Source organism: Actinomyces sp. AC-20-1 (assembly GCF_023369555.1).
Lineage (GTDB): Bacteria > Actinomycetota > Actinomycetes > Actinomycetales > Actinomycetaceae > Actinomyces.
Genome location: NZ_JACJVC010000003.1, coordinates 141530 through 155081, shown reverse-complemented (window position 1 = coordinate 155081; position 13552 = coordinate 141530). Strand labels below are relative to the sequence as shown.

7 protein-coding genes and 1 pseudogene are annotated in these 13552 nt (G+C 73.0%); 1 reads left to right on the top strand and 7 read right to left on the bottom strand.

The features are described from left to right. Positions 1 to 39 precede the first annotated feature (39 nt). Positions 40 to 2421, top strand: coding sequence for a beta-glucosidase (locus tag H6X67_RS03225; RefSeq protein ID WP_249377035.1), 2382 nt, complete (start codon positions 40 to 42; stop codon positions 2419 to 2421). Positions 2422 to 2554: 133 nt separating this feature from the next. Here the strand turns inward: H6X67_RS03225 and H6X67_RS03220 are convergent, their stop codons facing one another. The 7 genes and pseudogenes from H6X67_RS03220 to H6X67_RS03190 form a co-directional block, all read right to left on the bottom strand. Next, the gene (locus H6X67_RS03220; RefSeq protein ID WP_249377034.1) at positions 2555 to 5356 is read right to left on the bottom strand and encodes an alpha-L-rhamnosidase; all 2802 of its coding nucleotides are present in this window, start codon (positions 5354 to 5356) and stop codon (positions 2555 to 2557) included. A gap of 73 nt (positions 5357 to 5429) precedes the next feature. Beyond that, the gene (locus H6X67_RS03215; RefSeq protein WP_249376543.1) at positions 5430 to 7025 is read right to left on the bottom strand and encodes a carboxylesterase/lipase family protein; all 1596 of its coding nucleotides are present in this window, start codon (positions 7023 to 7025) and stop codon (positions 5430 to 5432) included. Between the two features lie 3 nt (positions 7026 to 7028). Beyond that, positions 7029 to 8039 carry a nucleoside hydrolase gene (locus H6X67_RS03210; protein WP_249375685.1) on the bottom strand — a complete coding sequence of 337 codons (1011 nt, stop codon included), beginning with the start codon at positions 8037 to 8039 and terminating at the stop codon, positions 7029 to 7031. Positions 8040 to 8193: 154 nt separating this feature from the next. Then, entirely contained in the window at positions 8194 to 9627 is a 1434-nt protein-coding gene (locus tag H6X67_RS03205) for an MFS transporter (protein WP_249367466.1), read from the bottom strand. Positions 9628 to 9792: 165 nt separating this feature from the next. Next, a pseudogene (locus H6X67_RS03200) lies at positions 9793 to 10740 on the bottom strand (glycoside hydrolase family 43 protein); the annotation flags it as partial. Positions 10741 to 10806: 66 nt separating this feature from the next. After that, the gene (locus H6X67_RS03195) at positions 10807 to 12351 is read right to left on the bottom strand and encodes an alpha-N-arabinofuranosidase (protein ID WP_249367464.1); all 1545 of its coding nucleotides are present in this window, start codon (positions 12349 to 12351) and stop codon (positions 10807 to 10809) included. Positions 12352 to 12479: 128 nt separating this feature from the next. Then, positions 12480 to 13487: a LacI family DNA-binding transcriptional regulator gene (locus tag H6X67_RS03190; protein WP_249367463.1), complete on the bottom strand. Its 1008-nt coding sequence runs from the start codon at positions 13485 to 13487 to the stop codon at positions 12480 to 12482. Between the last annotated feature and the right edge of the window lie 65 nt (positions 13488 to 13552).

Sequence of the window (13552 nt, the reverse complement as noted above, 5' to 3'; positions counted from 1 at the left end):
CCCACGCCGCCACCGCCCCACCGGACCATGGAGCCACCTATGACCGCCCCCGCCCAGGACACACCCTGGACCGACACGTCCCTGCCCGACGCCGAGCGCGTGGACGCCCTCATGGCCGCCATGAGCCGCGAGGAGAGGATCCACCAGCTCGCCTCCTTCTGGGAGCGGGCCGACGACGAGGCCGTCCCGGCCCCGGAGCCGACCGCAGAGGCCGGCGCCTCCGACGCGGCCGCCGGCTCCGAGCCCCACCAGGTCGCCCCCATGGAGAACGCCTTCGCGGTCGGCCGCCTGAGCTGGCAGGCCTCGGCCGACCAGGGCCTGGGCCAGCTCACCCGTGTCTTCGGCACCGACCCGGTCACCGTCGCCGAGGGCGTTGCCCGGCTCGTGCGCCTCCAGCGGGACGTCCAGTCCCGCAACGCCTTCGGCATCCCGGCCGTGGCCCACGAGGAGTGCCTCACCGGCCTCACCGCGCTCGGCGCGACCGTCTACCCCGCAGCCATCGCCTGGGGCGCCACCTGGCGGCCCGACCTGGTCACGGAGATGGCCGGACGCATCGGTGCGGACATGCGCGCCGTCGGCGTCCACCAGGGGCTGGCCCCGCTGCTCGACGTCGTGCGCGACTACCGCTGGGGCCGCGTCGAGGAGACCTGCGGCGAGGACCCCTACCTCGTGGGCTCGCTCGGCACCGCCTACGTCCAGGGCCTGCAGGACCAGGGCGTCATCGCCACCCTCAAGCACTTCGTCGCCTACCCCGCCTCCAAGGCGGGCCGCAACCACGCCCCCGTCCAGATGGGTAGGCGCGAGCTCGAGGACGTCATGCTGCCGCCCTTCGAGATGGCCGTGAGCGAGGGGCGCGTCGGCTCCGTCATGAACTCCTACTCGGACATCGACGGCGAGCCCGCCGCCGCCTCCCGCCACCTGCTCACCGAGGTCCTGCGCGAGCGCTGGGGCTTCACCGGCACCGTCGTCTCCGACTACTGGTCCGTGCGTTTCCTGCAGGCCATGCACCACGTCGCCGGCAGCCCCGCCGAGGCGGCCGCCCTGGCCGTGCGCGCCGGCCTCGACGTCGAGCTGCCCGAGACCACCTGCTACGCCCACCTGGCTCGCGCCATCGACGAGGGGCTGCTCACCGAGGACGAGCTCAACACCTCGGTGCGCCGCGTCCTGGAGCAGAAGCTGCGCCTGGGCCTGCTCGACGGGGGATACGACGCCGCGGCCGACGCCGACCCCGGGCGGGACCTCGACTCCGCGGGCAACCGCGACGTCGCCCGCCGGATGGCGGCCGAGAGCGTCATCCTGCTCAAGAACGACGGCGTCCTGCCCCTGGACCCCGGCGCCCGCCTCGCCGTCGCCGGCCCCGTCTGGGAGGACGTGCGCTCCTTCCTGGGCTGCTACTCCTTCCCCAACCACGTCATGAGCCGCGACGGCGGACGCAGCACCGGTCTCGAGATCCGCTCCATCGCCGAGGCCCTGACCGACGCCCAGACGGTCCCACCGAGCTTCCACCAGGCCGTCGGCTTCATCGACGGGCGCGAGGAGGACTTCGACGCCGCCGTCGCCGCGGCGAGGGCGGCCGACGTCGCCGTCGTCACCCTGGGCGACATCGCCGGGCTCTTCGGCGGCGGCACCTCGGGGGAGGGCTGCGACGTCGTCGACCTGGGCCTGCCAGGACAGCAGGGGGCCCTGCTGGAGGCGGTCCTGGGCACGGGCACCCCCACCGTCCTCGTCATGGTCACGGGCCGGCCCTACGCGCTGGGCGAGTACGCCGAGCGCTGCGCGGCGGTCGTCCAGGCCTTCATGCCCGGCGTCGAGGGGGCGGACGCCGTCGTCGGCGTGCTCACCGGGGCGCTCAACCCCTCCGGTCGCCTGCCCATCGCCATCCCGAGGGGGCGCGGCGGCCAGCCCGGCACCTACCTCGCGGCGCCGTTGGCCTGGCAGGCCGAGGGCATCAGCAACCTCGACCCCACGCCGCTGTACCCCTTCGGCTACGGCCTGTCCTACTCGTCCTTCGAGCTGAGCGGCGCGGCCGTCTCCGCCGAGGAGATGGCGGTTGACGGCACTGTCGACTACGCGGTGACCGTCACCAACACCTCCGGGCGCGACGGCGCCGAGGTCGTCCAGCTGTACCTGTCCGACCCCGTGGCCGAGGTCGTGCGTCCCCTCAAGCAGCTCATCGGCTTCGTCAAGGTGGACCTGGCGGCGGGGGAGTCGCGGCGCGTGACCTTCACCGTGCACGCGGACCGCACCTCCTTCACCGGGGTGGACCACGCGCGCGTCGTCCAGCCGGGCGAGATCCTGCTGGCGGCCGGGCGCGACAGCGAGGACCGGCTGGCACCGCTCGCTGTGCGGGTCACGGGCGAGCGGAGGGTCGTCGGCGAGGGCCGGGTCCTCACCACGCCGGTGAGGGTCGAGGCGGTCTGAGCGCAGCGCGTCGGCGCCGGCCCCGAGACGTCCCTGACCTCTCCCGCCCCCACGAGCTCGAGGGTTCGGTCGCGAGCTCGAGTGCTGAGACCTCGAGCTCGGCACGTAACCCTCGAGCTCGGCGTCGGCCCCCTCAGACGGTGAGCGTGTGGCGCCCGTGGCCGAGCTCGACCACCTGCTCGGCCCCCGGCAGCCTCACCCGCGCCCTCGCGCCCACCGGCACGACGACCTCAAGCGTGAGGGCGCCGTCGTCGTCGGTGCGCCAGGACGAGGCCGCCCAGCCGAAGGGCGTGCGGTGCACCGCCTCGGCGCTCGTGAGCCCCGGCCCCGGGTGCGGGGCGACCTCGATGACCCGGTAGGCCGGCTCCGCCGGGGCCAGGCCCGCCACGTCGCGCTCGAGCCACGCCGCCACCGCGCCCAGCGCGTAGTGGTTGAAGGAGGTCATGCCGCCGGGGTTGATCGACCCGTCCGGCAGCATGGAGTCCCAGCGCTCCCACGTCGTCGTGGCGCCCATGGTGACGGCGTACAGCCACGACGGGCAGGTGTCCTGAAGGAGCAGGCGGTAGGCGGCCTCGGTGTGGCCCGTGAGCGTGAGCGCGCCCGTGAGCACGGGGGTGCCCGCGAAGCCGGTGCCGACGTGAGCGCCGGAGGCCTCGACCAGCCCGGCCAGGCGCTCGCCGGCCACCCGGCGCCGCTCGGCGTCACCGGCGAGGTCGAAGGTGATGGTGAGCGCGTAGGCGCACTGCGTGTCCGAGGCCAGGTGCCCGGCCCCGTCGGTGTAGCGCGCCCGGAAGCCCTCCCCGATGGCGTCGGCCAGCTCGCCGTAGCGCGCGGCGTCGGCCTCCTCGCCCAGGGCGGCCGCCCACTCGGACAGGATGCGGGCGCTGTGCGCGTAGAAGGCCGTGGCGACGAGGTGGGGGTCCGTCATCGCGAGCATCGGGTTGTCCGGGGGCGCCGTCGGGTCGAGCCAGTCGCCCAGCTGGCGCCCGCCCGTGGTCCAGCAGTGGTCCTCGTCCGCCAGCGAGGTCACGAGGTCGACCCAGGCGCGGGCCGAGTCGTACTGCTGCTCGAGCAGAGCGAGGTCCCCGGTCGCCCGGTACAGCTCCCAGGGCACGACGGTCGCGGCGTCGCCCCACACCGCCCCGGGCATGGGCGGGGTCCAGAAGCCGCCCGGGATCACCGGCACGTACCACGGCACGGTACCGTGGGCCTCCTGCTCGATCCCGAGGTCCACGAGCCAGGAGGACAGCAGCCCCGTGCAGCCGTAGTGGAAGGCGGCCGTGGGCGCGAAGGCCTGGATGTCACCGGTCCAGCCCAGCCGCTCGTCGCGCTGGGGGCAGTCCGTGGGGATCGACACGAAGTTGTCGCGCATGGACCAACGGGAGTTCTCGTGCAGGCGGGTGACGCGCTCGTCCGAGGCCCTGAAGGCCCCCAGCCGCTCCATCTCGGTGTGCAGGACGACGGCGCGCACCGCCCCCGCCTCGATGGCGGCCTTGGCGGCCTGGCCACCGCCGGGCCAGCCGGTGACGTCCGCGTAGCGGAAGCCGTGGATGGCGAAGACCGGCTCCCACTCCTCGGCGCCGTCCCCGGCCAGCGTGTAGGTGTCCGTGGAGGCCGCCTCACGCAGGGGGCGCGTGCCCAGACGCCCGTCCTTGAGGACCTCGGCGTGGCGCAGGGTGACGGTGGTGCCCGCCTCGCCGCTCACCCGGAGGCGCAGGCGCCCGGAGATGTTCTGGCCGAAGTCGATGAGGACCCGCTCGGGCTCCACCTCGAGGGCGCTGCCGCCCAGGTCGAGGACGACGGCCGGCAGGACGCTGACCTCGACCGGCTCCAGGACGTCGGTGGTGCGCACGGGCGCGTCCGTGGGCATGACGAGCCGCTCGGCGTCCGAGGGCCCGACGGCGACCGGCAGCCAGGCGGAGTCGTCGAAGCCGGGGCGCGACCAGCCGGGGGCGGCCAGGCGGGCGTCGGTCTTCTCGCCGTCGTAGAGGTCGGAGAAGAGGATCTCCCCGGCGCCGGCGCGCCAGGAGGAGTCCGTGGCGACGGTGGTCGTGCTGCCGTCGGCGTGCAGGACCTCGACCTGGACGAGGGCGGCGATGTCCTCGCCGTAGAGGTTGCGGTAGCCGCCGTCGAAGCCGATGTGGCCGCGGTACCAGCCGTCGGCGAGCTGGGCTCCGACGGCGTGCGCGCCGGTGCCGTCCGTGGGGGCGCCACCGTCCTCGGCGCGGGTGAGCAGCTCGGTGACGTCGTAGGTGCGGGCGACGATCCGCTCGCCGTAGACGGTCCAGCCGGGCACGAGCTCGTCAGCGCCCACGCGCCGGCCGTCGATCTCGGCGCGGATGAGGCCGTGGGCGCTGATGTGGGCGCGGGCGGCCACCACCGGGGAGGAGAGCGTGAACTCGGTGCGCACGCGCGGCGGACGGCGGTCCGCCAGGGGGTTCTCCGGCCACGACGGCCCCACCGGCAGCGCCGTCCAGTCCTCGGGCGCGAGCAGGCCCACCTCGTAGGCGAGCGGTGCGGACCAGCCGGTGCTGCACGCCCCGGGGGCGTCGTCGTCGGAGCCCTCGATGACGCCGCTGACCCGCACGCGCAGGACGACGCGCTCGCGCGAGCCCAGTGGCTCGGCGGGCCAGTCGGCGAGGACGCCGTCGCAGGTGGTCAGGGGCAGGACGACGGCCTCGCCCAGCGCCCTGCCGGCGGCGTCGGTGCGGGTGACCTCGAGCTCGGCGGCGGTGGCCCGCCAGAGGGCGGGGGCGGTGGCCACCTCCCAGGACAGGCGCGGGGTGGCGGTGGCGCCGCCCAGGACGTCTCCGGGCAGGTACTGGTCGATGGTGAGGTGGGTGGGGGCGGCGAGGTCGCCGACCGGGTCCGTGAGCGCGTCGATGGTGATCTCGGGCTCGGGGGTCAGGGGGCGGATGGTGGTGAGGGCGGGCACGGGAGCCTCCGGGGTCGTCTGGTGGTGCGGGTGCGAGGGGCGGGCGGACGACGGCGTCCACCCACCGGGGCGGTCAGGTGCCGGCGACGGCGAACCAGTTGACGGGCGTGTCCTGGGCGCCGGCGGCGACGTCGAGGGCGGCGCCGTCCGGGTTGGTGACGACGCGCGGCCCGGCGTCGATGAGGAGGACCTGGCGCTCCTCGGCCGTGTAGGCGGGCCAGGTGGGGATCGTGGCGTTGGCCGGGTCGCCGTCGCGGGCGAAGGCCGCCCAGGTGGCGCCCAGGAGCCGGGAGACGGCGTGCGCCTCGGGGGTGTCGCCGTTGAGCCCCGTGGCCGTGTGGATGTTGCCGAAGGTGAGGGCGACGTCGAGCTCGTGGGGGCTCATGAGCGCGCCGTCCTGAGCCGGCGTGCGCAGGGCGTTGCGGTAGCGCCACGTCGGGGCGCTCGCTCCGGCGGCCCGGCGCAGCGCGGCGAGGTGGGCCGGGCCGGTGAACAGCCCGTCGGAGAGGACCTGGACGGCCAGCTCGTAGCCGTCGAGAGGGCCGTGGCCGGCCGTGATGGCGGACACGAGGGCGTCGGCGAGATCGTGGCCGGCCACGGCGGCGAGGCGGCGGGTGACCTCCTCGGGGCCCGCGGACACGAGCGCGTCGCGGCTGTGGAGGAGGAAGAGGGTGGCCTCGGTGTCGAGGTCGCCGAGGATGAGCGGCTTGTCCCCGCTCAGGGCGACCGAGGCCGGCGAGAAGGGGTGGGCGGGGATGACCCGCCCGTCGAGGACCGGGCCGAAGGTCGTCAAGCCCTCGGCGGTCGCCTTGTAGGCCCGCATGAGGGCCTTGAGGTCCATGCCGGCCAGCTCCTCGGGGCCGGCGTCGGGGGTGAGAGCGGCGCTCGCGCGCAGGCGGGCGGTGACGGCGGCGGCCTGACGGGGCTCCAGGACGCGTGCGGTGGTGCCGGACTGGAGGACCGCCTTGTGGAACAGTCCCTGTGCCCGGGGCATGGCGAGCAGGCAGGAGATCTTCATGGCGCCGCCGGACTGGCCTGCGAGCGTGACGTTGCCGGGGTCGCCGCCGAAGGCGGCGATGTTGTCGCGCACCCACTCCAGGGCGGCGACGATGTCGAGCTGGCCGACGTTGCCGCTGGTGGCGTAGGGCGAGCCGGCCTCGGCCGGGTCGACGAGCTGGGTGTAGCCCAGCACGCCCAGGCGGTGGTTGAAGGAGACGGTCACGAGGTCGTGCTCGCGGGCCAGGTGCGCGCCATCGACGGAGGGGGAGGAGCCCGAGTTGTCCGAGTAGCCGCCGGAGTGGACCCACACGAGGACGGGACGCGCGGGGGCGTCCTGGCCGGCCTCGGCGGCCTGCGCCGCGGTGGAGGGCGTCCAGACGTTGAGGAAGAGGCAGTCCTCGCTCTCGGGCAGGTTGTCGGTCAGCCCCATCATCTGCAGCCACGGGTTGGTGGCGCGGTCGGTGGACTGCTCGGGGTGGTCCTGGGGCGCCGTCGGCCCGAACTCGAAGGCGTTGACGACCTCGGTCCAGGGCGCGGGCGGGCGGGGAGGCTGGAAGCGGTAGGCGGCGGTGTCCGCACCGTAGCGGATGCCCTTGAAGGCGGTGACGGCGTCGGTCACCCGGCCGCGCACCGGGCCGTGCGTCGTCGTCACGACGGCGGAGCTGTACACGGCTCAGCCCTCCAGCCAGTCGCTGAGGGCCTCGAAGGAGGCGAACATGTCGTCGAAGAGGAGGTTGTTGTCGATGCGCGTGTACAGGCGCATAGGGCGCGTGTCCTGCGGGTAGCGGTAGGTGCCGTCGGCGGCCAGGGCGACCCGGGGGACGACGTCGTAGGCGCTGGAGGCGGCGTCGGGCTCGAAGGTGGTCTGCAGGCTCGAGAGCAGGACGAGCGGCTGGTCGCCGAGCACGTAGGTGGCGCCGGCGTGGCCGGCGAAGGGGGCGATCATCTGGCGCACGAGGTTGAGCTGGCAGAGCAGGTACCCGCCCAGGGCTCCGGCGCGCCGGCAGCCGCGGCGGATGACGCTGAAGGGCACCTGGCTGGAGCGGTAGACGTCGCGGGGCATCTGCCACACGCGCACGTCGGTGTCGTTGAAGACGTACATGGCTGCGGGCACGTCGATGGCCATGTTGTACTCCAGGACCGTGGCGCCGTCGGGGACATAGGCCCGTCCGGCGTGCTCGGAGCCGCCGATCCAGATGAGGACCATGCGCTCGGCGATGGCGGGCTCTGCCCTGAGGGCGCGGGCGACCTCGCCCAGACCGCCGCCGGCGACGACGTACAGGGGGCGCTCGTCGTCGGCCATGGCCTCGCTGACGATGAGGCGGGAGGCCTCGGTGGGGCCGTCGTAGGCCTCGAAGCCGCGGTCGTCGCCGTCGTGGACGCCGACGCCGGTCACGCCCATGGCGCCCAGCAGCGCCTCGACGTTCTCGCGTCCTGTGGCCACGGGGGTGCCGGTGCGGTTCCAGCCGTTGGCCTCGTCGAGCCGGGAGACGACGACGCCGCGCACCTCGGTGCCCTCGACGAGCAGGTGGTGGGCGAGCTGGAAGAGGTCGTCGGGGTCCCCGGCGAAGTCGTTGTCGACGATGACGCGGGTGCGGGGGCGCACGCCGGGGATGTGCTCGTCCTGGCCCAGCCAGGGGAAGGAGCCGTAGGTCCAGGTCTTGGGGGCGGTCGGGGCAGTCATGTCGTCCTCCTGGGGTGGTCGTCGGGGCGGGGCCGGTAGCGGTGTGTGGGGGCTGGTGCGGGGTGGGGGTGTGAGCGAGGGCGCCCGGGTCCTTAGGAGGACCCGGGCGCCCTCGGCTGGCTCGCGGCCGCCCGTCAGGCGGACGGGAGCGGGGTCACTTGATCTTCTTGATCGGGACGATGGCGACGGCGGAGATGAGGACCGCGACGACGGACATGAGGAACAGGGCGCTGTAGCCGGCGGTGAGGGCGACGACCTGGCCGGCGACGACCGGGGCGAGCATCTGGCCGATGTTGGTGGCGACGTTGGCGACGCCGAGGTCGCGGCCAGCGGCCTCCGGGTCGGGCAGGACGTCGATGAACAGGGCGACGTCCACGGCCATGTACATGCCGTAGGCGGCGGCCATGCCGACGTAGAACACGTAGAAGATCGGCAGCGTCGGGAAGAGCAGCGGCAGGGCCATGAGCAGCGCGATGAGGACCGAGGAGCCGATGACGAAGGGCTTGCGCTTGCCGACCTTGTCGGACCAGCGGCCGGCGACGAGCATCATGACGAGCTGGCCCGGCAGGGCGGCGGAGGACAGGCCCGCGTAGGTGGTGGCGGCCTCGGAGGCGGTCAGGGCGGGCTGGATGTGCGACTGCAGGATGTACAGCGTGAAGTTCGTGATCCCGGTGTAGCCGAAGAACATGAAGAAGCGGGCGATCCAGGTCCAGCGGAAGTCGTGGTCGCGCAGCGGGATGGCGTAGCCCTTGATGAAGGCGACCCAGTCGAACTTCTCGAGCTCGAGGGCCTCGGAGGAGCGGTCCTTGGCGAAGGTGACGAAGATGAGGGCGCCGATGACGACGCCGACAGCGAAGATGAAGTAGGTGTCCAGGCCGAGGGCGGCGAAGGCGATGCCGGCGACGATGGAGCCGCCGGTGAAGCCCGCCATCATGCCGATGCCGGACAGGCCGGAGACGAGGCCGGTCTTGTCCTGGGGCACGCGGTCCGCGACGGTGGTGGACAGCGGGGCCTGCATGATGTTGAGGGAGATCTGGCTGGTGGTCCAGAACAGGGTGAGCAGGGCGATCGTCGAGGAGTAGCGCAGGCCGACCATGAAGATCGCGCCGCCGATGGCACCGAGGACGATCCACAGGGCGCGGCGGCCGAGCTTGGAGCGCCAGCGGTCGGAGACGACGCCGATGATGGGCTGGGCGAAGAGGGTGAAGAAGGAGCCGATCGACATCATGAGGGAGATCGACCTGGCGCGGGAGGCCTCGTACTGGGCGAGCAGGTCGAGCAGGCCCTGCTGCTCGGTGGTGGCGCTGGCGGTGCCGGCCTCGATGGCCTGCTTGAGGTTGGTCAGCTCCTGGAGGGCGTCGACGCTCTGGATGGAGGTGCTGGCGAAGTAGTGCTGGAACTCGATGGTCTGCACCGAGCTGGGCAGGAGGATGCCGGCCATCGCCGCGTAGCAGGCGTAGAGGAAGACCGAGGAGATGATGAAGGAGACGACGTACTGGACGAAGGGGCGTCCGCCGAGGTACTTGGCGGAGGTGCCAGGACGGGAGGGCTCCTCGAGCCGGGAGTCGAGGGTGGGGGAGGTTGACACAGGGGGCTCCTTTGCCGGGTTTGCCGGGAGGCGACCGAGAACCAAACGAACGGTCGATTGAATGAATTCAACGACGAACAGGGGCGATCTGGCAAGTCCCCACGGCCACGTGGTTCGCGTCACACCATTGTAGGGTGTGGGTCGCACCGGCGGCGGGGGCGCCAGTCAGCAGAAGGACCCCTCCGCCCGGCTGCCGTCGAGCGCCTGCCACTGGGCGCGGGTGAGGGGAAGGATCCCCCCGTGCTTCGTCGCCGGACGGATGCGCACCTCGGCGTCGTCGACCCTCCGCCACCGGCCGGAGGCAGGGTCCTCGGACTCCAGGACGAAGTAGCCCTGCGGGGCCACCGAGTACTGGTCGAGGAACAGGAAGGTCCTCCCGTCACGGCCCTGCAGGAGGATCGGCGCCTCCACACCCCGGTACAGGTCCCGGGCGATCCCGCAGGCGACGAGCCGGTAGTCGTCGGAGAAGAGGCCTGAGCCGACCTCGTGCATGATCCCCAGGCCCTCGCCGTCGGCCTCCTCGTTCTTGCTCACACGGTGGTAGAGGCCGTCGATGAGGGCCACCGCCGTGTCGATGACGTCACGGCCGTTGTCGAACATCACCTCGGCCGGGCTGAAGGAGCGGAAGTCCCGCGTGCGCGAGCACAGGATCCGGGTGCGCGACGGGCCTGTGTGCCCGCCGTCCTCGGCGTCGAAGAGCCGCGAGGACCAGAAGACGACGTGCTCGCCCGTCCCGGGGTCGCGGATGACCTCCGGCGCCCACGCCATCCCCGCGGTCGCAGGGGCGACCTCGACCGGACGCGGACCGCTCCAGGTGAGCAGGTCGGGAGAGTCCCAGATGAGCAGGTTCCGGCTGCCGTGGGAGGACCAGGCCTCCCACCCCGCCCCGTCGCCGCCGAAGACCCGCAGGTCGGTGGCCAGGATGTGGAAGAGCCCCTCGGAGTCCTGGCAGATGGCGGGGTCGCGCACGCCTGTGGTGCCGGTCGTGGGCTCGAGGGCCGGCTCTCCGCCGTTGAGCGGCACCCAGCGCAGCGGGACGTCGGCCTCGGACAGCGACAGGTGGATCTTCTCCAGGTGGCCGTGCGCGTCCTCGCGGAAGTGGACCATGAGGTAGCCGAAGGGCTCCTCGGGGCGGGGGCCGCGGCCCCGCCCGCCGGCGCGGTGGTGCTCATCGCCCGCTCACTCGCTCAGCCCGAGGCTGATCGTGACGAAGGAGGCGCGCGGCAGCGTCACCTCGAGCAGGCCGTCGCTGAGCGTGTAACCGGTGAAGGGGGCGGGGACGACGGCGTCGGGCCGCTCCACGGTGTTGTGGGCGTTGAGCGCGTCGGCGGTGAGGACCGCGCCCTCATCCCCCGTCACCCGCGCGCCGCGCAGGTCGAGCCGGAGCCTCCGGGCGCGCTCGGCGTCGAGGTTCGACAGGGACACGAGCGCGCGCCCGTCCTTGCGCGAGGCGGAGGCGGAGACCAACGGGACGGGTCGGCCAGTGCCCGGGCGGTGCTCCGGGAGGTCGTCCACCCAGCGCAGGTCCAGGCGCTGGGCGTCCTGGTGCCCCTTGCTCATCTTGAGCACCCAGTAGGTCGGGGTCAGGACCATCGCCCCCGTGGCCTCGTCGGTGAGGATGGGGGCCTGCAGGACGTTGACCGTCTGGGCGAGGTTCGCCATGACGACGCGCTCGGCGTGCCGGTGGAAGATGTCCAGGTGCAGGGAGGCGATGAGGGCGTCGCGCACCGTGTTCTGCTGGAACAGGAAGGCGGGGTTCGTCCCCTCCTCGGCGTCCCACCAGGCGCCCCACTCGTCGACCACGAGGCCCACGCGGCGGTGCGGGTCGTAGCGGTCCATGACCGTCGAGTGACGGGTGATGAGCTCGTCCATCCACCACGCGCGCCTGAAGACCGTGTACCAGTCCTCGGTGCTGGGCTCCAGGGCCCTGCCCTTGCGGGAGAAGTCGTCGCCCGTGAAGGTGTAGCTGTGCAGGCTGATGGCCTGGTAGGGGCCGGGCTGCGCCTGGGGACAGGTCTCGCACTCCAGGAGGTCGCGCATGAGGACCTCCGTCCACTCGTAGTCGTCGACGTTGGCGCCGCAGGCGACACGGGTGATCCGGTTGCCGTCGTGGTCGCGCACGAAGGTGGCGTAGCGGCGGGCCTCGGCGGCGTAGGTCTCGGGCCGCATGTGGCCGCCGCAGCCCCAGCTCTCGTTGCCGATGCCGAAGAAGGGCACCTTCCAGGGCCTCTCGCGCCCGTTGGCGCGGCGCAGGCGGGCCATGGGGGAGTCGCCGTCGCGAGTGAGGTAGTCGACCCACTCGCTCATCTCCTGCACGGTGCCGGAGCCGACGTTGCCCGTGATGTAGGCGTCCGCGCCCAGCAGCTCGCACAGCTCCATGAACTCGTGCGTGCCGAAGGAGTTGTCCTCGACGACGTCGCCCCAGTTCGTGTTGACCATCATGGGCCGGTCCTGCCTGGGGCCGACCCCGTCGCGCCAGTGATACTCGTCGGCGAAGCAGCCGCCGGGCCAGCGCAGGTTGGGGATGTCGATGTCCTTGAGGGCCTCGATGACGTCGGTGCGCAGCCCGTGGATGTTCGGGATGGGGGAGTCCTCGCCGACCCAGAGGCCGCCGTAGACGCAGCGGCCCAGGTGCTCGGCGAAGTGGCCGTAGATGTGGCGGGAGATGGTGGGGCCCGGCACGTCGAGGTCGATGACGGCGCGGGGGGCGGTGGAGGTGGGCATCGTGGACGTCCTCGTCGTTGGGGTCGGAGCGTGAGGCCGTGCGTCGTTGTGAGGGCGCACCTGCGGGCCCCAGTGAATGTAACGCTACATGCAGAGGTGCGGATGATCAACCGCCACCCCCGGTGGCCTCAGCGTGAGGACTCCCGCTCGATGAGCGTGTAGGCGGAGGTGAAGCGCCGGCCGGGCAGCTCGGTGACGGGTGAGTCGATGCGCGTCAGGAGCATCTCCACCGAGGTGCGTGCGAGCTGGGTGATGTCGATGTCGATGGTGGACAGCGAGGGGGTGGACATGGCGCCCTCCCGGATGCCGTCGAAGCCGATGACGCGCACGTCCTCGGGGCAGCGCAGCCCCAGGTCCGACAGCGCCCGCAGCGCCCCCAGCGCCATCGAGTCGGTCAGTGCGAAGACGCCGTCCACCGGCGTGCCGACGGCGAGGGTGGACAGCATCGCGGCGTAGGCCGGCTCGCAGTCCCAGAGGCAGGGGACCGGGGTCAGGCGGACCTGGGGGCTGCCCTGCGCCGCTTGGAGCGCCCCGGTCCAGCGAAGGTCCGGACCATCGGGACCGGGGAGGTCGCGGCGGGGGCCGTGGGTGCCCAGGACGACGACGTGCCGGCACCCCTTGGCGATGAGGTGCTCGACGGCGGCCCGTCCCCCGCTCTCGTTGGGGCTGGAGATGAGGTCGAGCGGGGTGTCGCGGATGCGCTCGTCGTACAGGACCACGGCGTGGCTCCCCGCGGCCTGCTCGACCTCCTGGGCGGTGGCGCCGACGGCGGAGACGATCGTGCCGTCCACCAGGGAGGCCGTCGCCCCTCGCAGGATCTCGATCTCGCGCCGGGGGTCCGAGAGGGTCTGCTGGACCATGACCCGCAGCCCGCGCTCCTCGGCCGTCGACGTCGCCGCTGCGGCGAAGGCGGCGTTGAAGGGCATGTCGAGACGGGGCACGCACAGGGCGATGACGCCGCTGCGCCCCGAGCGCAGGCTCTGGGCCGCGGCGTTGACGCGGTAGTCGAGCCGGGCGGCGGCGGCGAGGACGCGCTCGCGGATCCCCGGGGACACGGAGGGCTTGCCTCGCATGACGTTCGAGGCGCTCATGACGGAGACGCCCGCCTCCTTGGCGACGTCGGCAAGGGTGGCCATGCGCTCTCCTCTCGTCCTCGGGCAGCCTAGCGGCTCGGGCGGGTGACGCCGTTGACAGCGGCGGG